This is a genomic window from Bacillus sp. GZB, from assembly GCF_001975995.1.
GTDB lineage: Bacteria > Bacillota > Bacilli > Bacillales > Bacillaceae > Bacillus > Bacillus velezensis.
On the sequence record NZ_MTQG01000016.1, the window covers coordinates 949,818 to 975,389 of the forward strand.

The following is a 25,572-nucleotide window of genomic DNA, read 5'->3' on the forward strand; positions in this document are numbered from 1 at the left end:
TCATTCCAAGCGACTGCAATATTGCGCCACTGTCTGAAAATAATGAATCTGATGCCAATCCATACGTCACCCGATCTATAGTGATACATATCAGGAATGATTTTCAACACAGAATAAAAAAAGAGGGCTCCCATTCCGGAAGCCCTCACTCCGTTCTGCCTACGCCAATAAAAGAAAAATAAGCGCTAAAACAGCCGGAAGTCCTTGTTTTACGATAATTGATTTGTTTGAAGTAAAGCCTCCGAAAATGGCCGCGATGACCACGCAGATGACGAAAAACATTTGAATCATATGGCCAATCGGATCAGCTCCGAGGATCAGCCCCCAAATGAGGCCGGCAGCCAGAAATCCATTATACAGACCCTGATTTGCAAACATGACCGCTACATTCCGATCACCTTCTAAATGCTTCGGCAATTTGAAGGACCGCTTAGCTGCCTTCGAATTGAAAAAAAACATTTCAAGTATCATGATAAATATATGTTCTAAAGCTACAATTCCGACGAAAACAGCCGCAATCATGTCCACTGTCCCTCTCCTCTCAGCTTCACTTCAACCTTATTTCCATTGTGCGATTGTTTCGATAGGAAGACGGTAGGAAGCATATCCTTCGTCTGCCGCTTTTCCGATTGATAACAGCATGACCGGTACATAACGCTCTTTATCCATTCCGAAAACCTCGGCAATCTTTTCTTTATCGTAGCCGCCGATCGGGTTTGTGTCATAGCCGTGCGCGCGTGCCGTAAGCATCAGCTGCATGGAAACGAGTCCTCCGTCAATCAGAATCGTTTCACGGTTCACTTGCTCCGGAAGTTTTTCAAAATGCGCCGTCAACGCAGCGATTTGTCTGTCTTTTACTTCCTGCGGCATGTAGCCCAGTTCGACCGCTTTTGAATAAATTTCTTCTAAATAGTCATCACTGTTCATATCTGCGAAAACCGCGATCACCGCAGATGATGTGCTGACTTGTGTTTGGTTAAAGCTGGCAAGCGGCGCGAGTTTTTCTTTTCCTTCAGGGCTGTCAATGACGAGAAAACGCCACGGCTGCGCGTTGACTGAAGACGGCGCTGTCGTTGCTTCTTCCAGGATTTGAGTCATTTCTTCTTTGCTGATTTTAACAGCCGGATCGTAATTCCGAATGGAACGGCGGCCTTTCATAATGTCCATAAAGTCGTTTGTTTTCAGTTCTGTTTTCATGTGTAAAACACTCCTATGCTTTCATATTTTCTATATTATTCTGCATCTGTGACAATACGTTTTTTAACATACTGCGTTCTTCCTCGCTGACACCGGCAAGCATTTCCTTTATGAAACGCTCCTTCTCCTTTTTGGAAGCCTCAATTCTCTCCCGCCCCTGTTCAGTAAGCCGGACAAGTATAATTCGGTTGTCCTCGGGCTTCCGCCTTCTTGTGACCATTTCTTTGGCTTCAAGCTGTTTCAAGTGTCTTGTCACGGCTGCGCCATCAATATTCACCTTTTTCTGAAGATCGCTTTGGCTGATCTCATCGACGTAAAAAAGCACGGCGAGAAGCTCAAGGCGGGATTGGCTGATTCCGGTGCACGCTTCAAACTTCGTGCCGATCACTTTATGCAGTGATTGGAGCTGATATAAAATCTCGCCTTCCTCTGAACAACATGCTGTCAAAACCCATCCCCACTTTCTTTTGCGCAATTAATTGACTAGTCAACGTTTGACATATCAATAATATACAGCTGCCATTCTAATTTTGCAAGTTTTTTCTCCTTTTTTAAAAAAAGCTGCCGATTAACGGCAGCTCGCTTCTTAATGATTATGGACTTTTCTGAAATTACTGCCTTTTACTTCTGCGACATCATATACCGTCACAAAGGCTTGTTTATCAATGTCATTAATAATTTCTTTCAGTTTGGTTTCTTCCAAACGGTTGATGACACATGTGATTTCTTGGAATTTTTCATGAGAAAAACCGCCGTATGCTTCTTTATAAGTAGCGCTCCGGCCCAATTCTTCACGAATGGTCTCTACCATTAATGCAGGCTCATTGGTGATAATCTGAAATGTTTTAGAACCGCTTAAGCCTTCCTCAACCACATGAATCACCTTAGATGCAATGTAGTAAGCAATGACGGAAAGCAATCCGCCTTGCAGCCCGAATACAAAAGAAACAAAAATAAACACAAACATGTTTAAAAATAAAATGAGGTCGCTCGTGCCAAACGGCAATTTCCGTGACAGAAGCACAGCCAGCATATCAATTCCATCTAATGCGCCGCCGTTGCGCAATGCCAATCCCATTCCAAAGCCGAGAATAATCCCGCCGACAACGGTGATTAACAGGGTGTCTCCCTCGATGATAGCCGGTGTGTGGTGGAAAAAACTCGTGCCCGCGGCAAGTGAGACAATACCGATAATTGATAGAAACGCAAAACCTTTCCCGATTTGCTTATATCCTAACCAGACAAACGGTATATTGATCACCGCAATTAAGATCCCAAGAGGCAAATGAAACAGCTGTGAACAGACAATGCTGAGTCCGGTTACACCGCCGTCAGATACACTATTCGGAATCAATACGGTTTCCAGTCCATACGCGGCAATAATTCCGCCGATGATGACCATGATGGCCCGTACGATTGATTTCGCTCTGATTTTCTTACGTCTTTGTTTTTCGATTGTACTCATATCATTCCCCGCTTCAATTATTTTTTCTTATTTAAATATACCATAATTGATACTTTTCGTTAAAAATAAGCCTATCGGCTAGTTGAAGCAGGAACCGAGGAAGGAGATTTCACAGATAACGTATCCATTTATGACTTTAATCATTCACAAAAAGGAATTAATAACCATCAATAATCTCTTTTATTCCCCTTCTTCACATATTCCCAATCATGTTCTATATTTTTTCTCACCCGCTGAAGAAGGCTGAAAATGGTTTCTTTTTCCTCAGATGTAAAGCCGGACAGGGCTACCTCCGCAGAATGCTCTCCTTCTCTTTGCAATAACGGATAAACCTTTCTCCCTTTTTCAGTCGGAAACAGCTTTTTTATTTTTTTATTTTGATCATCAGGACGCTTTTCAATAAACCCTTGTATTTCCAGTTTTTTGATTGCCCTCGCCGCTGTTGTTCGGTCGACTTTAATCATTTCCGCCACTTTTTCCTGTATCACTCCCGGGTTTTCACATATACGCACAAGGTAGAGATACTGTCCTTTTGTTAAGTCTAATTCCTTAAATTCAATATTGCTGATGGAATCCAGTGCCCGTGCGATCATGCCGATTTCCCGCAAAATATCAGTCATATCTTTTCAAACCCTTCATGTTTTTGTTGCATATGCAATATAATTGTTTTATCGTTACTTCTATAAGACCACAAGCAAGCCGTGCAGTCCAGACTAATATGTGAAAAGGATTGATTGATCATGAGGATAAAAAGAATAACAACGGAAATTGATTTGCAAGCAGCGCTTGAGATTAGAAAAGCAGTATTCATTGAGGAACAGCAAGTACCTGAATCCGATGAATTTGATCAGTTCGATACGCTTCAGGAACAGTGCGGGCATGTCTTGGTTTATCATGAAAATCAGCCTGCCGGCACAGGACGCGTCCGCATTGTAAACCATACAGGCAAGCTCGAACGAATCTGCATCCTGAAGCCTTATCGCAAATACGGGTTGGGCAAAGTCATCATAAGCGAATTAGAAAACATGGTAAAAGAAAAAGGCATCACCCAATGTAAACTGCATGGACAAACACATGCGGAAGGCTTTTATCACAAACTGGGCTATCAGACAGATTCACCGGAATTTATGGAAGACGGCATCCCGCATGTCTTGATGACAAAAGAGCTGTGAGCTGTCACTGAATGAGCAGCCAAACGGCTGTATATGAATTATTTACCGAAAGCCTTGTATAAAGGCTTTTTTTCTTAGCCTGAAACTCAAATTAAAAGGGATGTGTGCTCAGCCGGTGCTTGTCACAAATGGCCGCCACAAAAAAATTAAAGCTGGAATAAAACTACCAATTTAAGCTTTTAATCTATTAAAAATTAACAGTTAAAGAGATTATAAAAAGGGAAGAAAATCTCAAATTATACAAGGAAGGCTGATTCTCTCTAATATGGACTGCTGACGCGTTACATTTTTTCTATCTTCACATATCTTTAATACTACGTACGTTATAAATAGATTCCAGGAGGAGATATGAAGTGGAAGAAACGAGTATGGAGCCATCACGGCTCTGCAAAGAATTTGCTAGAATTCTCAATTCAACGCCCAGTGTCGTAAACGGCGTATGTACGGCGACAAGATTTCGAAGCAACATTCATCCGGTGGTACTCGGAAGAAGAGCCGAGGCATTTCCTTTTATTCCTCAGGCCTTTTCATTTGAAAGCATGGATCGGGAAGGCAGAGCTTTATGTTTAGGTGAGACTGTTTTACTGCAAGAAGAAGTGAACCCGTTAATGAGTGAGCTGCGCAAATTCGGTATCATCGTAACTGCCGTTCATAACCATTGGCTGTTTGATAAACCGCGCCTGATGTTTATGCATTTTGAATCAATTGATAAACCTCTCAATTTTGCAAGAAAAGTGAGAGAGGCCCTGAGGGTTCTAACTACTAAAACTGTGCGTGCGGTACCAAAAACTGACGGGGAAATGATTGAACGGCATGGTCTTTGTGACGAGTTCAACGATATTCTAGGCGGAACCATGCATACGTTTGAAAATGGAATTTGTACAGTAATGAGATCACGAACGAATATAAAACCTGTAGTACTTGGACGGCCCGGAAGATCATTCTTGCTCATTCCGCAAATGTTTTCATTTGAATCAATGACAAAAGACGGCCGTGCTCTTTGCAGCGGAGAAACTGTCATTCTGCAAAAAGAAATCAATCCATTTATCAGCGTCCTTCGGAAACATGATCTGACTGTAACGTCACTTCACAATCACTGGCTGTTTGATAAACCGAGACTGATGTATATTCATTTCGAATCGATTGATAAACCTGTCAACTTCGCCTTAAAAGTGAGAGATGCTTTAAAAGTGCTTACTGATAAAGAGGTCGAAGGTTAGCATGTTTCTAAGTATTAAAAAGCGATTAAAATAATCGCTTTTACATATGATCAACCGAAAACAAAAAAGAGACCATATATAGGCCTGGCACAGACTTTTTTATGATAAGCGAGACTATTAAAAAACAGCCTTATAGGCTGTCGTTTTGTGTATATTCTATTGATGAGTTTATACTAATTCATCCCGCATTCCCCAAGCTCTTTATTTCTCAATGGTTTTCTACATGTCGTTGTGCAAACACCTTCTTAGCCACTGAAAGAGCATTAAGTACACGCGGGAAGCCTGTATAAGGAACCAATTGGGTGATACTCTCTACAATCTCAGTCGGTGTTAATCCGGATGTAAGCCCTGTATTGATATGAAGTTCAAGCTGAGGCTCGGTTCCTTGCGTTACAAGGGATGAAATGGTAACAAGCGCACGCTGTTGATTGGTTAATCCCGGCCGTGAATATATATCTCCATAAGCAAATTCTATAATGTACTTACTTACATCTGGGGCGATATCTTTCAAGTCTTCAGAAATCTTTAAATGCGTAGAGATTTTATCATCGCTTGTTAAAGTGTACTCCATTAATTTGTCTAAACCTTGTTGGTAACGGCTTTGATCCATTTGAATTTCCTCCTGAAAGGTACTTATTTTCTGACATAAGATAATATATCGCAGCCCTCTCTAACCGTAAAATACATAAAAACTATAAAAACCATTCATTTTTTTCATGAGTTATCTTGATTTACGTAATTACTCTTACAAAAAAATGAAATATACCGGATAAATTCGCGTACTGCGTGTGAAACGTATTTACCTTTTTTTAAAATAATCGCCACTTTCCAAGGAATTGATGGATTAACAATGGAGATTGCCTTAACTAAACTTTGATCAGTCTTTTTCACTATAGACTGAGGGAAAATGGAGACACCTAGTTCTTCTCCAATCATTTCGCTGATAAAATCCCATTGAGAACTTTCATAAACGATATTTGGACGAAAACCGGCTCTAATACACTCTTGAATAATCCGATCGTGAAGAGAAAAATCTTCACTAAACAGGATGAAAGGTTCATTTTTCAAGTCTTGCATTTCCACAATCTCTTTATGAACAAGCGGGTGAGCGGAATGAACGAAGAGCATCAGTTCTTCATTAAGCAATGGAATGATATCAAACTGCTCTTCGTCCACTGGTTCAATAACCACTCCAAGATCCAGTACCCCATCTTCAACCTCCTGTTTCACCTTGTTTCCCCCATGTTCTATCAGCTTGATGTTCACATCAGGATACAATTGTTTAAATCCTTTAATGATTTTAGGAAAAAATAAGACACCGATAAGCGGCGGTATTCCAATTTTCACTTTTCCTTTTTTTAAATGTAAAAGATCGTATAAGTTCGTCGACAAGTCATCTATTGACTTCATAATCATTTGGCCTTGTTCAAATACAATTTCGCCTGCATCTGTCAATGCGATCTGTCTAGCGGATCGATCAATGAGCTCAACCTTTAATTCCTCTTCCAAACTTTTAACCATCTTACTTAAGGCAGGCTGTGACAAATGCAAATTTTCTGATGCCTTAGTAAAACTGTTGGATTTAGCAACTTCAAGAAAGTAAGTGATTTGGCGTATATCCATCGTATGATCTCCATTCCATAAGTTTAACGAATACATTATATTCTTTTTATTCATTTTACTTATACAATTGCCGGGTGTAAACTTTTAGGAGACCAAAATGTTTCCTGGAGGGGTTACTATGAGTGAATTATTGGAAAGTAAAGTTGCTCTTGTTACAGGCGCGGCTAGCGGAATTGGTTTAGAAATTGCACGTGAATTCGCTAAAGAAGGCGCAAAAGTGGTAATTTCCGATTTGAACGAAAAAGCCGTGCATCATGCAGCTGAGGAACTTAAGGGACAAGGATACGAAGTCCTCTCTGCAGTTTGTGATGTAACAAACGAAGAACAAGTTGAAAAAAGTTTCTCTAAGACACTTGAAACCTTTGGGCGATTGGATATTCTGGTAAACAATGCGGGGATTCAGCATGTATCGGATATAGAAAACTTCCCGACTGATAAATTTGAATTTATGCTGAAATTAATGCTTACTGCTCCTTTTAGTGCGACAAAAAGAGTATTCCCTTTGATGAAAAAACAAAAATTTGGCCGCATCATCAATATGGCTTCCATAAATGGTTTAATTGGTTTTGCAGGGAAGGCAGCTTATTGCAGCGCTAAACACGGTTTGATCGGTTTAACTAAAGTATCAGCATTAGAAGGAGCGGAATACGGAATTACTGTCAACGCCTTGTGTCCGGGATATATCGACACTCCATTGGTGCAAAACCAGTTAAAAGATATTGCAGAGACTAGAGGCATTTCTATAGAAAAGGTGTTTGAAGAAGTCATTTACCCCTTGGTTCCTCAAAAACGTTTGTTAACCGTGCAAGAAATCGCTGATTACGCAGTATTCCTCGCCAGTGACAAAGCTAAAGGTGTTACAGGGCAGGCCGTCGTAATGGACGGCGGTTATACAGCCCAATAATCTGAAAAAGCGCTATTCTTCATCTGTAGATATAAGAATTTCTGTGAATGATTTACTCTTCATAAACCAAGCCGATGTTCTTCTAGGAAAGACATAGCCATACAGATTGAAGTTTGAATAAAACAAGGAGGGCAAAGATTAACCTTTTTTTAACATTTTGCATCTTAACTTAAGAAAAGCCGCTTTGTTGGCGGCTTTTTTATCCTGAATCCTTTAATGTGAGAATGTTAAAAAGCAGCGGAATAGTTGTTGTCTTGCAGAATGCGAAGAAGTTGTGGGGGGTTCTTTTACAAAGTATGTCGGTGAAGCTGCAGATAAGTGTGTAAGATTCCCCTCTCCCCATAATGCGCCCGCACTTTTCATCTTAGCAGCATGAGCATCCGGCAGAGTAGATTTAATGCTATTCTGCTTCAATTTTTCTTCAATTGTTGGTATTCTGGCAACGAAATCTTCATAACGCTGAAATTGGCCAAACGGTATACTTAATTTTCCGGATACATATATAATCAACTTGAAAGACCGTTAGAAATAGTCGAAGAAAAAGCTGCAGCTGTAAAAATACAATCTAAATGGACATTGATGGAGTATGCGTCGACAATATAACAATTAAATTAAATTAATTCAATTCGGTTCCTCTTTCCCTAAAGAAAAACTTGTGCCTAAAAATCAGGCCCATCATCCATCTTCAGTCTCCAAACATTATCAAGCCTTGATGAGGCAAGCAAACACGGGGTATCATAGTAAAACACACCAAAAAAGATCTCATTATCCAAAGTCAGATTGAGTATTTTTAGTTGTATAAGATAAAGGAGGAAATAGATTGACTTTACATCATTTTATTGGGGCTGACAAAGAACTTCCTATTGGTGAGTATGGCAGGAATCCTACACTTAAGCCCATTTCTGAACTAAAAATAAAAGGAATTGATGTCAACAAATGCTCTCAAGTTAAAAAAAATCGAAAGAACAGCGAAAATTCACTTGTAAAGGTTTATGACACAGAGGAAGATGCATACGGAATTGATATTGTTCATTTAGATCCTGAATATGAAGCAGTCAGAAACAAATTCACACATCCTTATATATATGAATTACAAGGGTACTTACACGCCAACAATACACCTGGCCAACGTAAATCTATTAAATCACTTTTTCTTTTCATCGAAAAACACTTGTCAAAAGGTGAATCAATTGAAATATATTCCTGCTTAGATGGATATGAAGATGAAGATAAAGATGAAAGTATGGATGTCGTTATCAATTTAAATAATTCACAATTTGGAAAACATATAAAGTTTAAAGATATAAATCACCTTAGTCATATATTCTATTTGGAAGATAAACAATATGTATTAGTCAAGAAATAAACAAGAAAAATCCCAATTGAATAATGTTGGTTTAATAAGTAAGGAAACCATTCTATACGGTTTCCTTACTTATATATATTATTATTCGCTAAAAACCATGAAACTCTTTTATAAAAAGTTGAATGATTTTAATCCCATTTTTCAAAATGCACTTTTAATCCTGGTATACTCAATATTCTTTGTATTTCTTTATCATCTTCAGTATCGATATAACTTTCTTCTTCATGAGAGCATGTTACCAACCACTCCTTTCCATCTTTGAAAAAAGACAAGTCTTCTGGTAAATGTGGCTGCTCCCAAGCATATAAAGAATTTGCGGATTCTTTCAGAATGTTTTTTGCGTTTTCATCTGTATAATAGTAATAAACTTTTGCTTTTTGATTGTCTCCTAGAATAGTACTGGCCCATTCTGATTGCTCTTTCATTACTTTCAACGAACTTTCAAGTTTTTTTAACAGAGAATCGAATGATTTTAAAGATCCCATATCTTTTCTTAAAACTAAATGAAATTCATCGCAAATCTCGAAAGCCAAATCAATTAACTCTGAATACAGCTGATCCTTTGGGTTGTGATCAATAATTAACATAGTTACCTCCTTCTCCTATTATAATCTCCTATCTTTTAATTACTTTAAAGTTAGGTGTTTATAAATTAATCTATATTATCTTGCTGCACCATAGAAAGCATGAGCTTTCATACGGACACCTTTTCCATGTTTATACCTAGAGATCGAGTGATAATGATAATGTTTACCTTTACCCTTTTTATCTATCTCCGGACCAACTATTTTTTTAATCGGACTTGCGGCTTTAGCAATAGATTTGGCATTGTTCTTCGACGTAGACCAAGTGTCATCACCCCTTTTAAGGCGTGCAATTGCAGCAGGTCTTTTCAAACCATTACCGATAAATAATCCTTTAGACTTTCTTACTGCCATATAATGAGAATAGGTTCTTTTTCGCTTCTTAAACTCAGAATAGGCAACATAAGTCACTCCTGAAATAGTCACAGCTAATCCAATTGAAATTAAATGCGCTAAAAGTGCCTCTCCAATAACTATTCCTACAGGTATAAACCAAACAAAAGAAGCTGTTACCTCATCTGAATTAATCTCATATTTTTTATTTGTTTCCGTATCAGTAAAAGTTGCTTCTATCTTCTCATTTGTAGCATTTTCAATATTAATTTTATATTCTTTACCTTTTTCACCAGTCTTCTGCGAAATTTCATCGGTTATTAATGAAAGCTTCATATTTTCTTTATCTAAAGTCATTAAACCTTTAACTCCGCCTTTTTCTGCTGTGATTACTAATTTCTCTTCATCGTTTGTAACAATTTGGTAATCCTTACTGTTTAAAGCCTCAGCTTTTGATTCATTATGTAAAATAAAAGTAAAAGTTAATACTAGACTTAAAAAAACTGCAATACTCTTTTTAAAACATTTCATTGAAAGTAACCCCTTTACTTAAAAGATAAAAAGCCTTTTCCATAAATTTCATCTCTTCCTTTCTTTCCAAGATCGATGGATAATTTGGACAATACACGGTTAACTTGATTATAAATATCCTCTTTTGAATCAATTCCAAATTTATCTCTATTTTGTAAAATTAATGATATTATGCCGGTAACATGTGCAGCTGCTAAAGATGTACCACTTTCAGTTTTATATCCATTATTGAGGGATAGTATCGGTATATCTACACCAGGTGCGGAAAAGTCAATCTTTCCTTTAGGTGAAAAGTTAGCTATTTTATTATTTCTATCTACAGCATTAATAGAGAGAACTTTTTCATAAGCTGCTGGATAATCAACATCCCCGCCATAATTGTTACCTGCGGCTGCAACGATTATGATCCCACTGTTTACTGCTTTATCAATTGCAGCTCTTAACAACGGTTTATCTTTGGATAATCCAAAACTCAAATTTATTACGTGAATATTATTATCAATACACCACTCTATAGCTTTAACAAGGTTATCTAGCGAACCTTTTCCTTTTGAATTTAGTACTTTAACTGAATATATTTCAGTGTCTGGAGCAATTCCAACTAATCCAAAGCTATTATCTTTAGCTGCTATAATGCCTGCAATAGCAGTTCCATGCCCCACATCATCATCTGAGGTTAAAGTCATGTTTATTGGATTAAATTCTCCTTTAATTTTCCCTTTTAAATCTTTATGTTCTTTATCAATACCACTGTCTAATATAGCAACTTTCACTTTCTGTTTCTCTCTTAAAGTCCATATTGAAGCAGCATTGATTTTTTTCACCCCCCATGGTACTTCTTGTACACGGTTATGATTAACTTTTTCTGTTTCATTTCTCTCTATATGCTTAAAAATGAATAAAAAGCACGCAAAAAAACCTAATGTAAAGATTAATATAAATAATAAAATATGAGGTTTTTTAATTGCTAACACCACTTTTTGAAGGTTTGTAAATATTCTCATCCTTGGCCAAGAATAACAAATATATTATAACAATGTACAATTAAAAATCAAAGTTATTTTAGGAAATATTTCATTAATAGATTGCAGTTATAAAGTAGTATAATTCTTAGTCATGATAAAGAAAATTGACCTTCAAATACATATTTAAAACAAATCTCAATAAAGACTGGCATATTAACTTAAATAACTTTGAAGACTTCTGCTAGTGACGGTTTTGAAGATAATCTTTCTCTTACAGCTCTTTAAATATCAAGTTCTCTTTCACTCGGTACTTTTTAACCAGTACCCCAACCGTAGTCAGCGAACAATCCGCCATTTAACTTAATCGAATTTGACCGCCGGCGATTTCTCTTTTTATCTCCAAAAATTCCCAGGATAATGAAAGCAGGTGAGCCCATGCCAACTAACAACAACCCAATAGATTAATCGCTGAGATGTCTCCATTTACTTCAACACGCACACCCCTGTAAACTGGCACCCTTGGGAAGAAGAAGCATTTGAAAAAGCGAAACGCGAAAACAAGCCGATTCTTGTCATTGATAGCATGTCTCTTTCTATTAAAGTAATCATTATATATTTATCTGCTTGCCAATTCTTTAATCATCAAACCCAATTCATAAATTCCCTTTTGAAGGTCTTCAAGAGATGCATAAGCATATGATAAGCGAATATAATTCCCTTTTTCTTGAGCATAGATACTGCCGAGATTGAGAAGTATCCCTTTTGTCAAAGCTTTTGTATAAAGTAATTTCATAGATAGTGGAGGCAATATTTTTACCCAGACAAAGAATCCTCCCTTCGGCATATTCCATGCAGCGACATTCTTCAAATTGGTTTCTAAAAGACTCATGACCAATTGTCTTCTCACCTTTAATTGACTTCTCACCTGTTCTAGATGTTGCTGGTATTCACCGGATGTAAACCACTCTGCCGCTACTCTCTGGGATAACGAACTGGAGCCGTAATCTGTTTGCATTTTTATGTCGGATAAACGTTCAATCACTGGTTCCGGACCGACGATCCATCCAATCCTCAAACCCGGACTTAATGTTTTCGATAAACTGCCTATGTAAAGCACATGCCCATTTTTATCAATTGTTTTAATAGGATCTGGAGGAATCTCATCTATCCATAACTCACGATAAATGTCATCTTCAATAATGGGAAGCTGTGCATTCTCACTTGCCGCAAGGATTTCTTCTCGTCGCCGTTCTGACATTAAAATACCTGTCGGGTTATGAAAACAGGGATTTGTATATAAGATAGCCCTCCCCCGCTCCCCCCTTGCCATGTGGATATGTTCAGGCAAAAGTCCATCATTATCCATAGGAACTCCAGTCAGCTTCATCCCGGCTGACTGAAATACATGCAGCGAATAAAGATAAGACGGCTGATCGAGAAATACGGTCGATCCCCTTTGTAAAAGCCCCATTGATATAAGCTGTATGGCTTGCAGTGCGCCCGAAACAATAAGAATGGAAGAAGGAGAAGCTTGAATGCCGATTGTTCTTAAATAGCCGCTTAATGCCTCTCTCAAAGGTAAATATCCTTTTGGTTCCTCATATCCGAATGCCTCTATGTTTTGAGATACCTTTCCCATCATCTCTTTCATAACAGCTAAAGGAAAAATCTCCTTTGAAAGTTCTCCTTTACTGAGCTGTATAAGATCGGAGTTTGATTCTGATTTATTGATCTCTTGAACGATTTTTTGGCTTGGCTGCTGGATTCCGGAGGTTACATACTGATCCCAATCAGGGGCGGAATTCTTAGCCAAAAGTGTCCATGTATTGTTCGTAACAACTGTCCCTTTGCCCATTCTGCCTTCGATTAATCCATCCGCCATCAATTCCTCTAAAGCTGTAATGACTGTGCTCCTATTCACCTCAAAGTGTTTGGCAAGCGTGCGCTGGCTTGGAATCTTACTTCCAATCGGCCATTCTCCATTTCCTATTTTCTCTTTTATAAATTGAATGATTTGTATGTACTTAGGAAGCTTTCTCATCTTTTTTTCTTCTGGAGCGCTCATAAAAAGTATCCTCCTTAAAGTGGTTGGATCAAAATCTATTTAACTGGTTGAAGTCATATCATCAAATCTTTATTAATATAGAACACATTAAATAACTGGTTGGTTTTTGTAAAGAGGAGTGAGAAGGATGCGAAAGAAAACAGTTCGAATCGGCATATCTTACAGTCTGATGATTGGGTTGTGGGCATCAGCTTTCCCGGGAATTCGCGCGGGTTTGGAGAGTTACACACCGGAACACCTCGCTTTGTTTCGCTTGTTGATTGGGTCAATGGCACTGGTGGTTTTTGCTGTTTTGACTCATATGCGTTTACCTGACATGAAGGATATCCCTGCTATTTTATCTTTAGGATTTTTAGGTTTTGCACTATATCACATTTTGCTGAATATCGGAGAAAAAACAGTCAGCGCAGGGGTAGCAAGCTTACTCGTGACCATGACACCTATTTTTTCTGCAATGTTATCTCGTCTTTTTTTTGGTGAACATTTTGGGCTTTATAAATGGATTGGCTCTATCATAAGTTTATTGGGTGTGTCGATCATTTCATTTGGGGCAGGAAACTATACTCATTCAGCAAAAGGCATTCTTTTCATTCTGCTGGCTGCTTTTTCAGAGAGTATCTATTTTGTCTTTCAAACTCGCTATATAAAAAAGTATGGTTTTATTCCATTCGTTACATTCACTATTTGGGGCGCGACATTGCCAATGCTGGTATTTCTTCCGGGGTTATGGGGAGAAGTTGTTCACGCATCGATGAATTCCACATGGTCTATCGTTTACTTAGGTTTATTACCAACGGTTATCCCTTACTTTGCACTTGCATATGTCACTTCACTCGTCGGTGCTTCAGAAGCAACCATTTCACTTTATCTAACACCAGCCGTAGCCTTGGCCATTTCTTGGGTGTGGTTAGGTGAAGTACCCACGTTTATTGCATTGACAGGCGGGATGGTTACAGTCGCCGGGGTGTGTTTCACTTATCTAACAGCAAATAAAATGATAAAGATTTTAAATCCTTATTTCTTATCTAAAAAGCAATAAGGTAGATGAAGTTTAACCCTGAAAATAGAGTCATAAGCAGTTCTCTTTTTTAATGACTTGGGTTTCGAAGGCTTCTTCTCCCCAAGGGTGCCAGTTTACGGGGTTGTGGGCGTTACCTTTGTTCAAGTTGCAAGCAAATTCCCCCACTCCCCTAAAGAATTTCGAAAATTCACACGGCAGATTGAACATTTCTTGACAAAGTTAAAATGTAAAAAGATACAAAGTGTCTATTGATTAAATTATTCTTTTCGTTTTTATTGCGGTTATTGTATGTCTTTTGTTTCTTGACAGGTTTTTCATTTTCACAAATAAAAAAACACGCTAGAAGATGCTCTAACGTGTCATGATTTACTTCAAATGAGATATTGTTCAACCCATCTTCTTGCAATGTTTTAATGTTGTTTACTAAATCGGGTAATTCAGCAACTGCTGATTCTAATGATGCCACTCCAATTACATTTATTTTCCTTGGATTCGGTGCGTCGAGATCTAAAGGGACGTCTTCATTGGCAGGTATTAATCCGGGTTCATAAGCAAAAGAAAGACTTTGAGCAATTATCCTCTTCACTCCAACTTCATGACACGCATCAACAGTATTTCGCGCACCTATAATTCTGATTCTCGCTTTTTCTTCAAGATTGTAACCTGTTAAAGAGGTAAGATGATGGACAACAAACTCAGGTTAAATTTTCCTAAAAGCATTAAGAACAGCATCTCGATCCATTGCATCTGCTTTTACAGGAGTTACCCCTATTCTTTTGAGGAACGTGTTCGACCGATTACCTCGGGTCAATGCAAATACTTGATGGCCGTTCTGTTTTAGGAAGAAGGGCCCGACCAATTACTCCAGTCCCCCCCAGCAACAATGATCTTCATACTATTTCTTATTTACCTGCTAATCTTGAAGCAGCTTCTTCAACTTCTTTATTTGCTTTTTGTAAAACATCCTCCGGACTCAGTAAGGCTGTTCCTTGCACTCGGATAATTTGATAATCCTCAATACCGAGGAAATTGAACATTGATTTCAAATATTTATTTGAGTATTCAACTTCTTCATACCAGTCATCATTTGTATAAATTGATCCGCTAGCTTGTATGACAAGCATTCTTCGTCCATCTTTAAGCAGACCTACTGACCCAGTGTCAGTATATTTAAATGTTTCACGTGCGATCATAATATTGTCCATATAGTCTTTTAATTTTGATGGAATATTGAAATTATGCAAAGGCAAAACAATGACATACGTTTTTGCACTTTTGAATTGTTTCAATACTTCTGTCATGCGTTCTGTTACTTTTTGTTCATCACTTGTCAGTTCTTCGCCTTTTCCTGCCTTATCCCATGCGCTTAAAACTGTTTTATCAATCATAGGCACTTCATCACTATATAAGTTAATTTGCTCAAGCTCTTCACTCTCTGGAATTAATTCTTTGTAAGCCTCTAAAAAGTGGTTCATTACCCGTAAACTGTATGATGATGTATCATCTACTTTTGGATGTGCGTTAATGATAAGTGTTTTGCTCATTTGAAACTCTCCTTTTATTTCACATTAAAGACTATATTGATCGACGATTAACTCGGTCACTAATATAAACCTTGTATTTTATTTTGTCAAACGGAACAAATAATATCTAAAGAAGGGTTTTAAGATTGACTATCATCAAAAATACTCCTAAGATACAATGTGATAACCCTTAAAATCAAAAGCAGGTGAATTTATATGCAGTACAGTGTTGGGGTTGAATATGCTTTACATTGTCTGGTTTATTTAATAGATGTTCCCTCCAAGGAAAGTGTCGGGATTCGGGACCTTGCAGAGTTCCAAGGACTTTCAGAAACATTTCTTTCAAAAGTTTTCGGTAAATTATCTAAAGCTGGTATTGTAAATTCTGTCCCTGGTGTAAAGGGAGGATATAGGTTAGCAAAATCTCCAGAAGATATTTCCTTTTGGGATATATTAGAGGCTGTTGAAGGACCAAAACCCATTTTTCAATGTAAAAATATTGTAAGCAATGGTCTACTTTATCGAGACAAATGCAACTCTTGTGAATCCAGCAATTCTTCTTGTACAATTAACTTGGTAATGCTTGAAGCAGAAGAACAGATGCGTAATTATCTTCGTAATAAAACGCTCGCATGGTTAAATAAAGAATTGGACGTAGTATTGCCTAAAAAAACAAGGACAGATACTCGGGAATACTTCATAAAAAAAAGCTCTGACTAAATTAATTAGTCAGAGCTTTTTTGTGCTTCAAGATGCCTTTAAATTACAAGTCATATTATGTTTTTTCGTTTTCCATCTCGACGTTTGAATTTGTAAAAACAATGCCGTACCTATTGGTGCTTCTCTTGCATAAGAAAGCGCAAATGTTATACTCATATTAAAGACTATGTTAATCGTCGATTTATATAGTCTCATATAAACGAGAATAACAATCTTCTTATTTTACGGACTAATTTCAAAAAAGGAATGTAAAATGAAAGCATTAATGCCCCTGTACCTTAGGCTCGCTTTAGGAATTAGCTTTTTAACATCTGTAGCCAATCGATTTGGAATATGTGGGACACCTGGCAAGCCTAATGCCGTATGGGGAAATATTGAAAATTACACGGATTATGTCGCTACCTTAACTCCTTTTATACCAGATGCTCTTGTACCGATAGCAGGATGGATAGCAACTATTTTTGAAACCATCTTAGGAATACTTTTGATCATTGGTTTCAAAACAAGAATAACTGCTGTATTGAGTGGTGCTATGTTGATTATTTTCGCTCTAGGTTTTAGAAGAGGGTAGGATATAATATACCTGATGATTCATTGGATACCTATGTTAAAGCTATAACATTTAGCTTTACTGGTAACTCGTTTGGATACAGCAATAATGCCTCTTCACATAATCATGCTATGTTTTCAAATCTTTCTACAAAAGGAGTACAGATATTCCCAGATTCTCTTGAAAATAACACATCATACACATGGCATTTTATGAGCCCAAACCCTGTGAAAAGACTAGTTGAATTATTAAAAATATTGGAAAGTAAATCAAATTTATTACCAAAGCACAAGATAAAAATAACCGAGTTTTTAAAGAAGAAAGCATTGCGAGACTATTTTACATAAAAAACATCAAGCTAAAATGGTTTAAATTTTTAGACTTGGATAATCTAATTGTAACCATTTTATTTAGAGGAAAGAAGGTGATCCAATGCCAAACAATAGTAAACCCAACAGCCTAATCACGGAGAAGTCCCCCTATCTACTCCAACACGCCCACAATCCAGTAAACTGGCACCCTTGGGGAGAAGAAGCCTTCGAAAAAGCAAAACGCGAAAACAAGCCGGTTCTTGTCAGCATCGGCTATTCGACGTGTCACTGGTGCCACGTAATGGCCCACGAATCTTTTGAGGACGAAGAGATCGCCGGTATGTTAAACGATAAATTCATAGCCATCAAGGTTGATCGTGAGGAGCGGCCTGATGTGGATTCCGTGTATATGAGAGTCTGCCAGCTGATGACGGGGCAGGGCGGGTGGCCGCTGAACGTGTTCGTCACACCAGATCAAAAGCCGTTTTATGCGGGGACGTATTTTCCGAAGACGAGCAAATTTAACCGCCCGGGCTTTATCGATGTGCTTGAACATCTGTCCGAAACGTTTGCGAATGACCGGCAGCATGTCGAGGATATCGCCGAAAACGCCGCCGCTCATCTTGAAGTCAAGGTTCACCCGGCTGAGGGCACGCTTGGCGAACAGGCGGTTCATGACACGTATCGCCAGCTGGCCGGCGGGTTTGATACGGTGTACGGCGGGTTCGGCCAGGCTCCGAAATTTCCGATGCCGCATATGCTCATGTTTCTGCTTCGCTACTACAGCTATACGGGCAAGAACCAGGCTTTGGCCGGCGTAACCAAGACACTTGACGGCATGGCGAACGGCGGAATTTTTGACCACATCGGGTTCGGATTCGCCCGCTACTCGACTGATAATGAATGGCTCGTGCCGCATTTTGAGAAAATGCTGTATGACAACGCCCTTCTCCTGACCGCATATACAGAAGCCTACCAAGTCACGGGTAATGAGCGCTACAGACAGATTGCGATGCAGATCGTAACGTTTATTCAGCGGGAAATGATGCATGAAGACGGAAGCTTTTTCTCAGCTTTAGACGCTGATACCGAAGGCCGTGAGGGGAAATATTACATATGGTCCAAAAAAGAAATCATGAACCTTCTCGGTGATGAACTCGGCCCGCTTTACTGCAAGGTGTATAACATCACAGATCAAGGCAATTTTGAAGGCGAAAACATCCCGCACCTCATTTACACGCGGCGTGAGGCCATCCTCGAAGAGACCGGCCTCACAGGACATGAGCTGGCCGAACGCCTTGAAGAGGCAAGAACTAAATTGCTGGAGGCCCGTGAAAACAGAAGCTATCCGCATACAGATGACAAAGTGCTGACCTCATGGAACGCGCTGATGATTGCCGGGCTGTCAAAAGCCGCAAAGGTATTTCACGAGCCTGACTTTCTCAGCATGGCGGAAACAGCGATCCGCTTTCTCGAACGGCACCTCATGCCGGACGGGCGCGTCATGGTCCGCTATCGCGAGGGCGAAGTGAAAAACAAAGGGTTTATCGATGATTACGCTTTTCTCATCTGGGCTTACCTTGAACTGTATGAAGCGGGTTTTAATCCGTCTTATCTGCAGAAAGCGAGAACGTTATGTACAAGCATGCTGGAGCTGTTCTGGGATGAACGGCACGGAGGCTTCTTCTTTACGGGGAATGATGCTGAGACCCTTCTTGTCAGGGAAAAAGAGGTTTATGACGGGGCCGTGCCTTCCGGAAACAGCGCGGCTGCCATACAGCTGCTTCGTCTCGGCCGCCTGACGGGTGACATATCACTGATTGAAAAAGCCGAAGCGATGTTTTCCGTGTTCAAACGGGAAATAGAGGCCTATCCGAGCAGCAGCGCTTTCTTCATGCAAAGCGTACTGGCACATACAATGCCCCAAAAAGAAATTGTTGTTTTCGGAAGGAAAGATGACCCGGACAGAAAACGTTTCATTGAGGCGCTTCAGGAGCATTTCACTCCCGCCTATACGATTCTCGCCGCAGAACATCCGGAAGAGCTTGCCGGCATTTCTGACTTTGCCGCGGGTTATCAAATGATCGATGGGAAGACAACGGTCTACATTTGTGAGAATTTCGCCTGCCGGAGACCGACGACGGATATTGATGAAGCGATGAACACCTTACAAATCAGCAGCAGAGCCTAGGCGGCCTGCTGCTTTTCTTTTTTCACAAAACGGAACGCGAGCCATACGAAGATGATATTGATCACCAGAGTCGATATGCAATCATATATTTCATAGCCGCCGGCTGCTGTTGTAAATATCGACGGAATGCCGCCGTACACCGAATGATCCTCTGTGAGAAAGATAAATAAAAACATATTATTGGCAGCGTGACCGCCAAGAGACATCTCCAGACTGCCCGTTTTAATCGTGATAAAGGTCCAGATCATGCCGATGGTGACATATCCGATTCCCGCCCAGAGAGCCCCATTATCCATCTCCGGATTTCCGAAATGAAGCGCGCCGAATAATCCGCCGATAATGACTGTCAGAACCACCGCGTTTGCCGTCAATTTTCCGGCGAACTGAAGCAGAAAACCGCGAAAGAGAAATTCCTCCGCAGAGGTTTGAATCGGCACCAACAAGACGGCCGCCGCTAACAGCAGCAGAAAACGTGAAGCATGGAATTCCTGAAGCATGAAACGATCCGGATGAATTGTAAAATCAATCAGCCCTGCGACAAACATCAGCACAACATATGTGCCGAATCCAAAGAAAATTCTCTTCCAGTTCAGCGACTGATTCGGTGTGATGATGGATAAAAACCGACGTTTCATAATGAAACGAACCGCTATCCAAATGCCCGGGATCGCTATGAAATAGACGATATGCTGTAAATAAATATCCGCCAGCGGGTCACTTAATGCCCCCTCATCCCAATTTATCGTCAGTGAAGGATTGAAAGCGGACGCGAGAAACATATAAAACACGGTCAGTATGCTTCCGAAAAAGAACAAACCCACAATGACCAACAGAGAAAGAAGATATCTCGATACACTATTTCTTCCCTCTGCGGGCCGTACAAACGTATTCATATTTATGCATCAACTTCCTTTCCTTCAACATTTTACAATATAAACAGAAACAGATATAGGAAATGTTATATATTTTAAGATTTACACTCTGTTTTTGCCAAAAAAAGACCTTTATAATATATTCGTCAGATAAATTTACAGTATTTTCTGATTACAATTGCAAAGTCAGGGGGTTTTTTATGAAACATCAGACATTCTCAAATGTAGCGAACCGATTAGACCGTCTCCCCATTTCGCGTGTGCACTATCAAGTATTAACCGCTCTCGGAATCATCTATTTTTTTGATCTCGCTGATCTGTTTACGCTCAGCAACGTGGCTCCGGCGCTGATTGAGCATTGGGGCGTGAAGCTGTCCACCATTGCCGACATCACGGCCGCATCCTTCCTGGGCATGTTTTTAGGCGCCTCCATCGGCGGAAGGCTGTCCGATCGGATCGGCAGGAAAAAAGCGCTGAATTGTTTTGTCCTTGTCTTTTCGATCTCATCTTTTCTGAATGCGCTGGCATGGGACATTCCGTCCTTAATGATTTTCCGATTCTTGACCGGACTCGGCGTCGCGGCCGCCATGATTGTGACGAACAGCTATTTGGCGGAATTTTTTCCATCCTCCGTACGGGGAAAATACATCTCCCTTTGCGCCATGATCGGGCTGGTCGGCGTTCCCGTTACAAACGTTGTTTCCGCTTTTGTCATCCCTTTAGGCTCATGGGGGTGGCGGCTCGTATTCGTATGGGGGGCGGCCGGTCTCATTTATTTCTTTTTTATCCGCCGGCTTGAGGAATCGCCGCGCTGGCACGAAAATCGGGGCGCATATGATCAGGCAAACGCCATTATGAACCGTCTTGAAGCACGTGCAGAGAAAGAAAAAGGCCCGCTTCCCGCGCCAAAAGAGGCGGCAGAAGTACATACAGTGAAGCACGCAGGCTACTTAGGGCTGTTTCAGGGCAGGAATTTAAAGATCACCATCATCCTTTCAGCGGTATGGATTCTGGAAACCTTTGGATTTTACGGCTTTGCTTCATGGGTGCCCAGCCTGCTGAAAAGCAACGGCATCACCATGGAAAAAACGCTGTGGTATAATGTGCTTCACTCTGTCGGCGCACCGCTTGGCGCATTGCTCGGTTCCATGATATCCGAGACGTTCCAAAGGAAATGGATTCTGGCCGCAAGCGCTTTTCTGACTGCCATTGCCGGACTGTTATACGGCATGACGTTTATTCCCGTCATGATTATTGTGTTTGGATTTATCGTTAACGTCACGGAACGGATCTTCACCTCAAACTTATACGCCTACACATCGGAACCGTATCCTACGGAATATCGCTCGGCCGGGAGCGGGCTGGCGTACGGGCTCGGCCGTTTTTCCAATATATTCGGCTCCCTGCTCGTCGGATTTATTGCCGTTAAGCTCGGCTACATCAGCGTCTTTTTGTTCATCGGCGGCTGCTGGCTTCTATGTTCCGTTCTGTTAATCCTCTTCGGTCCGAAAACAAATGCACAGCAAATTTAATCAATAAAACAGTGCGGGTTCCCCCGCACTGTTACACTGTGATTTCTATCAAATTGCCTTCCCCATCCTCTATCACGCTCTCATAATATCCGTCACCCGTCACGCGCGGGCCGCTTACAACCTGAAATCCATCGTTTTTAAACGTTTCCGTCAATTCATTCACCCGCTCCTTGCTGCCTGTAGAAAATGCGAGATGCGCCCATCCGGTCATATTCTGTGACGGAACTTCATCAATGCCGCCTTTTTTCATAAGTTCCAGCCTGCATCCGGAGTCAAATGTCAGAAAATACGATTTGAAATCTTTTTTCTCATTATGATAAAGGTCATTGGCCTTGGCGCCGAAGTATTTCTCATAAAATTCTTTCATTCGTTCTAAATCTTTCACCCATATCGCTGCATGTTCAATTCGCATATGTCCGCCTCCCTTTTTTTCTCAATCTATTTATAAAGCATGAAACCCATTTCAGCTCAAGACTTTTTCCGCTGAAATTGATGCATAATTTGTTTTTTAGCCGTTTCTTCGTGAAAAAACAATAAAAATGCTTCCTTTCCGACCCGTTCCAAATGAAGTTCCAGGGATGGAATATTCAATGCCCGGCTGACGCTCAGATTTCCCTCGCCGATGATCTCCGCGTCCCATTTCTGTTCTTTCGCAAACTGGTACAAGCCGGCAGCCACATCATCACTGTGCGCATAGATGGCCGTCGGCGCCTTGTCGAAACCCCAGAAGTGCTCACCCGCCCGCTTTCCGTCGCCCATATCATGGCATCCGACCAGAATGCGGGTTTCATCAAAAGAACCGAAAACGGCCTTATATGCGGTTACCTTGTCGGCCGTACTCGGGCTTTTTTCCGCTTCCCGCACACATGTAAAAGCAACGTCTTGATGCCCGCGGTTTTTCAAATACAAAAAGCTTTCTCTGTATGCTGCCTGCCTGTCATTATAAGCGCAGGGAATCTCTTGATGCTGTGTATATTCACAAGCGACAATGGGACCGTATTGCAGGTAAGGCACGGCGGTCTCCCATTCATTCGCGCGGGACGTGACAATCAGTCCGTCAATCTTTTTCATTTTCAGCAGTTCGAAATATGTCATCTCTATAGCGGGGTCATAGTTGGTGGGGAGAAGGGTTGTCACGTAATCATGGGCAAACGCTTCCTTCGTGATACCGTTTACAATTTTGTCAAAGCAGGGATGGTCACTGTACGGCAAAATCACGCCGATTGTATTGGTCTTTCCGCGAATCAGATCAATGGCGGTTCGATTAGGGGTATAATCCAGCTCCTTCATCACTTGATTCACAAGACGCCTTTTCTCCTCAGATACGTACGGGTGTCGGTTTAATACGCGTGATACGGTGGCCACCGACACATTCGCCAGTTTCGCAATCTCTTTTATATTTGCCATGTGCTCCTCCATTTTCAGTGATAAAAAAGCAGCAAGAGTGGATTTCTCTTACTGCTATCTCATCATAAATCCACTGTCATTTCAACAGGGCAATGGTCAGAACCCATGATATCGGCACAAATGGCCGCTTGGCTGATCCGCTGCTTCAGTCTGTCTGAAACAATGACGTAATCAAGCCGCCAACCGATGTTTTTCTCACGTGCGTTCGTCCTGTAAGACCACCAGGAATAGGCGCCTTCCCGATCAGGATATAAATAGCGGAATGAGTCGGTAAATCCCGCGTTCAGCAGGGCGCTGAACGCTTCCCGCTCCTGCTCCGAGAAACCGGCGTTCTTCCGGTTGGCTTTCGGATTTTTTAAGTCTATCTCCCTGTGTGCGACATTCAGATCGCCGCATAAGATCACGGGCTTCTTCCGGTCAAGCTTCTGCAGATAATCCTTAAAATCGGCTTCCCATTGAAGACGGTAATCAATTCGCTCTAATCCGCGTTTGGCATTCGGCGTGTAACAGTTGACGACAAACACGTTCTCAAATTCAAGCGTGATCACCCGTCCTTCTTGATCATGATCGCCAATCCCCAGTCCATAGAACACGCGCAGCGGCTTTTCTTTCGAAAAAACAGCCGTGCCTGAGTAGCCTTTTTTCACCGCATAGTTCCAATAGGCGTGATATCCTTCAGGCTGTAATGATACTTGTCCGTCCTGTACTTTTGTTTCTTGCAGACATAGAATATCCGCTGCCGTTTCCTGAACGTAAGTATTGATATCTATTTTTTTCATCACGGCACGCAAGCCGTTTACATTCCAAGAAATCAGTTTCATGTGATCCCTCCTGTCCGGCTCAGCCGGTATTCCAGTGTTTCAATGTTTCCGCCCTCTAACGCCAGCAGCTGCTTTTTCATTTCTAAACCGCCTCTGAATCCGGTCAGTTTCCCGTTTTTTCCGATGACACGATGGCACGGAACCGTAATCAATACCGGATTTTTTCCAATCGCTGCCCCCACGGCTCTTACAGCTGCCGGTTTCTGAATCATTTCTGCTATATCCGAATAGGAGTATGTCTCGCCGTACGGTATGTCCATAAGCGCTTTCCATACAGCAAGCTGAAATTCTGTCCCGTAAAGATCCACCGGCACTGAAAAAGCTGATCTGCCATTTTCAATGTACTCGGACAGCTCTGCCGTATAAGGCGCCAGCTTTTCATCATCACGTGCCAATCGGTATTGCGGCAGTGATTTTTTTGCCCACTGCTCAAACTCTTCAAAGCTTCCATAATTTGAGCCTATAAAGCAAAGCCCCTTAGATGTGGCGGCTGTATAAAGGCTCCAATCATTCCGTGTGAAGAGTGTCCAATAGATCATAGGCTCTTTACTCATATTGAACCTCCCTGTCCCATTTTGACGGTTTTTCGGTATTCTGTGGGCGAACTCCCGGTTCTCTTTTTAAAAAGAGTCGCGAAATGCGCTGTGTTTGGAATTCCGACAGTCAGAGCGATCCCCATGACTGTCATATCAGTATGCTTTAAAAGGTGTTCCGCCTTCGACAATCTTATTTTCTGTATATACTCAATCGGGGATATTCCCCTGATTTTTTTAAATGTCCGCTGTAAATGATAGGGGCTGCCGTGACACATTTCGGCCAGTACACTCAGAGTCAGGGATTCGTGATAATGGCGTTCAATGTATTCAATGATTTGAGCAACCCATTCTTCATCAGGAAGACGAAGACCGTTCGGCCGGCACCTTTTACAGGGACGAAAATGTTTATCGAGCGCTGCATCAGCCGTATCAAACACCAGTACGTTTTCTTTATTCGGAACTCTCGATTTACAAGAAGGCCGGCAGAAAATCCCCGTCGTTTTTACTGCATAATAAAATACTCCGTCATAAGAAGCATCATTGCGTATGATTGCGCACCACTTTTCATCAGTCAGGATATTTCTGTCTGTCTCCATCTCAGCCACCCCCTGTTTTTCAGTATAAACAAATTCATTGCATAAGTACGCGTTTTTGAATAGAGGA

Annotated in this window: 28 protein-coding genes and 1 pseudogene; 10 read left to right on the top strand and 19 right to left on the bottom strand. The window is 40.8% G+C overall.

What is annotated here, in order from left to right:
• Positions 1–159: 159 nt before the first annotated feature.
• The 5 genes from BXO87_RS10615 to BXO87_RS10635 all read right to left on the bottom strand — a co-directional run bounded on the left by BXO87_RS10615 (position 160) and on the right by BXO87_RS10635 (position 3,282).
• On the bottom strand, positions 160–528 hold the full coding sequence (locus tag BXO87_RS10615) for a DUF1304 domain-containing protein (RefSeq protein ID WP_038460576.1): 369 nt from the start codon (positions 526–528) through the stop codon (positions 160–162).
• 30 nt (positions 529–558) lie between these two features.
• Positions 559–1,197: a nitroreductase family protein gene (locus BXO87_RS10620; protein ID WP_004393039.1), complete on the bottom strand. Its 639-nt coding sequence runs from the start codon at positions 1,195–1,197 to the stop codon at positions 559–561.
• A gap of 13 nt (positions 1,198–1,210) precedes the next feature.
• On the bottom strand, positions 1,211–1,645 hold the full coding sequence (locus BXO87_RS10625; protein ID WP_007409877.1) for a MarR family winged helix-turn-helix transcriptional regulator: 435 nt from the start codon (positions 1,643–1,645) through the stop codon (positions 1,211–1,213).
• Between the two features lie 138 nt (positions 1,646–1,783).
• Positions 1,784–2,662, bottom strand: a complete 879-nt coding sequence (locus tag BXO87_RS10630) for a YitT family protein (RefSeq protein ID WP_038460578.1) — start codon at positions 2,660–2,662, stop codon at positions 1,784–1,786.
• A 167-nt stretch (positions 2,663–2,829) separates the two neighbouring features.
• The gene (locus BXO87_RS10635; protein ID WP_007615031.1) at positions 2,830–3,282 is read right to left on the bottom strand and encodes a MarR family winged helix-turn-helix transcriptional regulator; all 453 of its coding nucleotides are present in this window, start codon (positions 3,280–3,282) and stop codon (positions 2,830–2,832) included.
• A gap of 120 nt (positions 3,283–3,402) precedes the next feature.
• Here BXO87_RS10635 and BXO87_RS10640 point away from each other — a divergent pair, with 120 nt between their 5' ends.
• Positions 3,403–3,834, top strand: coding sequence for a GNAT family N-acetyltransferase (locus BXO87_RS10640; RefSeq protein ID WP_047936364.1), 432 nt, complete (start codon positions 3,403–3,405; stop codon positions 3,832–3,834).
• Positions 3,835–4,187: 353 nt separating this feature from the next.
• Complete coding sequence (locus BXO87_RS10645) at positions 4,188–5,054, top strand: DUF1259 domain-containing protein (RefSeq protein WP_076851329.1); 867 nt, start codon at positions 4,188–4,190, stop codon at positions 5,052–5,054.
• A gap of 208 nt (positions 5,055–5,262) precedes the next feature.
• Here BXO87_RS10645 and BXO87_RS10650 read toward each other — a convergent pair whose 3' ends face one another.
• Positions 5,263–5,664, bottom strand: a complete 402-nt coding sequence (locus BXO87_RS10650; protein WP_076851330.1) for a carboxymuconolactone decarboxylase family protein — start codon at positions 5,662–5,664, stop codon at positions 5,263–5,265.
• A gap of 104 nt (positions 5,665–5,768) precedes the next feature.
• Positions 5,769–6,677 carry a LysR family transcriptional regulator gene (locus BXO87_RS10655; protein ID WP_038460581.1) on the bottom strand — a complete coding sequence of 303 codons (909 nt, stop codon included), beginning with the start codon at positions 6,675–6,677 and terminating at the stop codon, positions 5,769–5,771.
• A 118-nt stretch (positions 6,678–6,795) separates the two neighbouring features.
• On the opposite strand from BXO87_RS10655, the gene BXO87_RS10660 reads away from it, so the two are divergent.
• On the top strand, positions 6,796–7,581 hold the full coding sequence (locus BXO87_RS10660; RefSeq protein ID WP_032875362.1) for a 3-hydroxybutyrate dehydrogenase: 786 nt from the start codon (positions 6,796–6,798) through the stop codon (positions 7,579–7,581).
• A gap of 820 nt (positions 7,582–8,401) precedes the next feature.
• Positions 8,402–8,947 (top strand): hypothetical protein, encoded by a 546-nt coding sequence (locus BXO87_RS10670; RefSeq protein WP_007615038.1) that lies wholly within the window; start codon positions 8,402–8,404, stop codon positions 8,945–8,947.
• Between the two features lie 128 nt (positions 8,948–9,075).
• Here the strand turns inward: BXO87_RS10670 and BXO87_RS10675 are convergent, their stop codons facing one another.
• From BXO87_RS10675 to BXO87_RS10685, 3 genes are all read right to left on the bottom strand, one after another.
• Positions 9,076–9,534: a hypothetical protein gene (locus BXO87_RS10675; protein ID WP_038460583.1), complete on the bottom strand. Its 459-nt coding sequence runs from the start codon at positions 9,532–9,534 to the stop codon at positions 9,076–9,078.
• A gap of 75 nt (positions 9,535–9,609) precedes the next feature.
• Complete coding sequence (locus BXO87_RS10680; protein WP_038460585.1) at positions 9,610–10,395, bottom strand: SAR2788 family putative toxin; 786 nt, start codon at positions 10,393–10,395, stop codon at positions 9,610–9,612.
• 14 nt (positions 10,396–10,409) lie between these two features.
• On the bottom strand, positions 10,410–11,369 hold the full coding sequence (locus tag BXO87_RS10685) for a S8 family peptidase (protein WP_228842194.1): 960 nt from the start codon (positions 11,367–11,369) through the stop codon (positions 10,410–10,412).
• Positions 11,370–11,795: 426 nt separating this feature from the next.
• Here BXO87_RS10685 and BXO87_RS21270 point away from each other — a divergent pair.
• Positions 11,796–11,934 (top strand): annotated as a pseudogene (locus BXO87_RS21270) (DUF255 domain-containing protein); the annotation flags it as partial.
• 42 nt (positions 11,935–11,976) lie between these two features.
• Here the strand turns inward: BXO87_RS21270 and BXO87_RS10695 are convergent.
• On the bottom strand, positions 11,977–13,425 hold the full coding sequence (locus BXO87_RS10695) for an aminotransferase-like domain-containing protein (protein WP_038460590.1): 1,449 nt from the start codon (positions 13,423–13,425) through the stop codon (positions 11,977–11,979).
• Between the two features lie 127 nt (positions 13,426–13,552).
• Here BXO87_RS10695 and BXO87_RS10700 point away from each other — a divergent pair, with 127 nt between their 5' ends.
• Complete coding sequence (locus BXO87_RS10700; RefSeq protein WP_038460593.1) at positions 13,553–14,464, top strand: DMT family transporter; 912 nt, start codon at positions 13,553–13,555, stop codon at positions 14,462–14,464.
• 169 nt (positions 14,465–14,633) lie between these two features.
• On the opposite strand, the gene BXO87_RS10705 is transcribed toward BXO87_RS10700, so the two are convergent.
• Both BXO87_RS10705 and BXO87_RS10710 read right to left on the bottom strand, forming a co-directional pair.
• Positions 14,634–15,032 carry a hypothetical protein gene (locus tag BXO87_RS10705; RefSeq protein ID WP_051590124.1) on the bottom strand — a complete coding sequence of 133 codons (399 nt, stop codon included), beginning with the start codon at positions 15,030–15,032 and terminating at the stop codon, positions 14,634–14,636.
• A gap of 316 nt (positions 15,033–15,348) precedes the next feature.
• Positions 15,349–15,990 (bottom strand): FMN-dependent NADH-azoreductase, encoded by a 642-nt coding sequence (locus BXO87_RS10710; protein ID WP_038460596.1) that lies wholly within the window; start codon positions 15,988–15,990, stop codon positions 15,349–15,351.
• A 195-nt stretch (positions 15,991–16,185) separates the two neighbouring features.
• On the opposite strand from BXO87_RS10710, the gene BXO87_RS10715 reads away from it, so the two are divergent.
• From BXO87_RS10715 to BXO87_RS10725, 3 genes are all read left to right on the top strand, one after another.
• On the top strand, positions 16,186–16,689 hold the full coding sequence (locus tag BXO87_RS10715) for an RrF2 family transcriptional regulator (RefSeq protein WP_038464541.1): 504 nt from the start codon (positions 16,186–16,188) through the stop codon (positions 16,687–16,689).
• Between the two features lie 253 nt (positions 16,690–16,942).
• Complete coding sequence (locus tag BXO87_RS10720) at positions 16,943–17,260, top strand: DoxX family membrane protein (protein WP_228842193.1); 318 nt, start codon at positions 16,943–16,945, stop codon at positions 17,258–17,260.
• Between the two features lie 411 nt (positions 17,261–17,671).
• The gene (locus BXO87_RS10725) at positions 17,672–19,741 is read left to right on the top strand and encodes a thioredoxin domain-containing protein (RefSeq protein WP_038460601.1); all 2,070 of its coding nucleotides are present in this window, start codon (positions 17,672–17,674) and stop codon (positions 19,739–19,741) included.
• Here BXO87_RS10725 and BXO87_RS10730 read toward each other — a convergent pair.
• Complete coding sequence (locus BXO87_RS10730; protein ID WP_038460603.1) at positions 19,738–20,634, bottom strand: CPBP family intramembrane glutamic endopeptidase; 897 nt, start codon at positions 20,632–20,634, stop codon at positions 19,738–19,740. The genes BXO87_RS10725 and BXO87_RS10730 overlap by 4 nt on opposite strands.
• A 179-nt stretch (positions 20,635–20,813) precedes the next feature.
• Between BXO87_RS10730 and BXO87_RS10735 the strand changes: the two genes are divergently transcribed.
• On the top strand, positions 20,814–22,145 hold the full coding sequence (locus tag BXO87_RS10735; protein WP_038460605.1) for an MFS transporter: 1,332 nt from the start codon (positions 20,814–20,816) through the stop codon (positions 22,143–22,145).
• A 31-nt stretch (positions 22,146–22,176) separates the two neighbouring features.
• Here BXO87_RS10735 and BXO87_RS10740 read toward each other — a convergent pair whose 3' ends face one another.
• From BXO87_RS10740 to BXO87_RS10760, 5 genes are all read right to left on the bottom strand, one after another.
• On the bottom strand, positions 22,177–22,557 hold the full coding sequence (locus tag BXO87_RS10740; RefSeq protein ID WP_032875338.1) for a VOC family protein: 381 nt from the start codon (positions 22,555–22,557) through the stop codon (positions 22,177–22,179).
• A 56-nt stretch (positions 22,558–22,613) separates the two neighbouring features.
• Complete coding sequence (locus BXO87_RS10745) at positions 22,614–23,552, bottom strand: LacI family DNA-binding transcriptional regulator (protein ID WP_038460607.1); 939 nt, start codon at positions 23,550–23,552, stop codon at positions 22,614–22,616.
• 62 nt (positions 23,553–23,614) lie between these two features.
• Positions 23,615–24,373 carry an exodeoxyribonuclease III gene (gene xth, locus BXO87_RS10750; protein ID WP_038460610.1) on the bottom strand — a complete coding sequence of 253 codons (759 nt, stop codon included), beginning with the start codon at positions 24,371–24,373 and terminating at the stop codon, positions 23,615–23,617.
• Positions 24,370–24,927, bottom strand: a complete 558-nt coding sequence (locus BXO87_RS10755) for a methylated-DNA--[protein]-cysteine S-methyltransferase (RefSeq protein ID WP_038460612.1) — start codon at positions 24,925–24,927, stop codon at positions 24,370–24,372. Before BXO87_RS10755 ends, xth begins: the two co-directional genes overlap by 4 nt.
• Positions 24,924–25,505 (bottom strand): bifunctional transcriptional activator/DNA repair enzyme AdaA, encoded by a 582-nt coding sequence (locus BXO87_RS10760; protein ID WP_038460614.1) that lies wholly within the window; start codon positions 25,503–25,505, stop codon positions 24,924–24,926. Before BXO87_RS10760 ends, BXO87_RS10755 begins: the two co-directional genes overlap by 4 nt.
• Between the last annotated feature and the right edge of the window lie 67 nt (positions 25,506–25,572).

Excerpts from the sequence above, each read along its gene's own strand:
- BXO87_RS10675 (WP_038460583.1), bottom strand. The coding sequence starts at position 9,534 with ATGTTAATTATTGATCACAACCCAAAGGATCAGCTGTATTCAGAGTTA.
- BXO87_RS10695 (WP_038460590.1), bottom strand. The coding sequence starts at position 13,425 with ATGAGCGCTCCAGAAGAAAAAAAGATGAGAAAGCTTCCTAAGTACATA.
- BXO87_RS10655 (WP_038460581.1), bottom strand. The coding sequence starts at position 6,677 with ATGGATATACGCCAAATCACTTACTTTCTTGAAGTTGCTAAATCCAAC.
- BXO87_RS10635 (WP_007615031.1), bottom strand. The coding sequence starts at position 3,282 with ATGACTGATATTTTGCGGGAAATCGGCATGATCGCACGGGCACTGGAT.
- BXO87_RS10725 (WP_038460601.1), top strand. The coding sequence starts at position 17,672 with ATGCCAAACAATAGTAAACCCAACAGCCTAATCACGGAGAAGTCCCCC.
- BXO87_RS10715 (WP_038464541.1), top strand. The coding sequence starts at position 16,186 with ATGCAGTACAGTGTTGGGGTTGAATATGCTTTACATTGTCTGGTTTAT.
- BXO87_RS10660 (WP_032875362.1), top strand. The coding sequence starts at position 6,796 with ATGAGTGAATTATTGGAAAGTAAAGTTGCTCTTGTTACAGGCGCGGCT.
- BXO87_RS10720 (WP_228842193.1), top strand. The coding sequence starts at position 16,943 with ATGAAAGCATTAATGCCCCTGTACCTTAGGCTCGCTTTAGGAATTAGC.
- BXO87_RS10760 (WP_038460614.1), bottom strand. The coding sequence starts at position 25,505 with ATGGAGACAGACAGAAATATCCTGACTGATGAAAAGTGGTGCGCAATC.
- BXO87_RS10745 (WP_038460607.1), bottom strand. The coding sequence starts at position 23,552 with ATGGCAAATATAAAAGAGATTGCGAAACTGGCGAATGTGTCGGTGGCC.
- BXO87_RS10755 (WP_038460612.1), bottom strand. The coding sequence starts at position 24,927 with ATGAGTAAAGAGCCTATGATCTATTGGACACTCTTCACACGGAATGAT.
- BXO87_RS10650 (WP_076851330.1), bottom strand. The coding sequence starts at position 5,664 with ATGGATCAAAGCCGTTACCAACAAGGTTTAGACAAATTAATGGAGTAC.
- xth (WP_038460610.1), bottom strand. The coding sequence starts at position 24,373 with ATGAAACTGATTTCTTGGAATGTAAACGGCTTGCGTGCCGTGATGAAA.
- BXO87_RS10740 (WP_032875338.1), bottom strand. The coding sequence starts at position 22,557 with ATGCGAATTGAACATGCAGCGATATGGGTGAAAGATTTAGAACGAATG.
- BXO87_RS10620 (WP_004393039.1), bottom strand. The coding sequence starts at position 1,197 with ATGAAAACAGAACTGAAAACAAACGACTTTATGGACATTATGAAAGGC.
- BXO87_RS10640 (WP_047936364.1), top strand. The coding sequence starts at position 3,403 with ATGAGGATAAAAAGAATAACAACGGAAATTGATTTGCAAGCAGCGCTT.
- BXO87_RS10730 (WP_038460603.1), bottom strand. The coding sequence starts at position 20,634 with ATGAATACGTTTGTACGGCCCGCAGAGGGAAGAAATAGTGTATCGAGA.
- BXO87_RS10735 (WP_038460605.1), top strand. The coding sequence starts at position 20,814 with ATGAAACATCAGACATTCTCAAATGTAGCGAACCGATTAGACCGTCTC.
- BXO87_RS10680 (WP_038460585.1), bottom strand. The coding sequence starts at position 10,395 with ATGAAATGTTTTAAAAAGAGTATTGCAGTTTTTTTAAGTCTAGTATTA.
- BXO87_RS10700 (WP_038460593.1), top strand. The coding sequence starts at position 13,553 with ATGCGAAAGAAAACAGTTCGAATCGGCATATCTTACAGTCTGATGATT.
- BXO87_RS10630 (WP_038460578.1), bottom strand. The coding sequence starts at position 2,662 with ATGAGTACAATCGAAAAACAAAGACGTAAGAAAATCAGAGCGAAATCA.
- BXO87_RS10710 (WP_038460596.1), bottom strand. The coding sequence starts at position 15,990 with ATGAGCAAAACACTTATCATTAACGCACATCCAAAAGTAGATGATACA.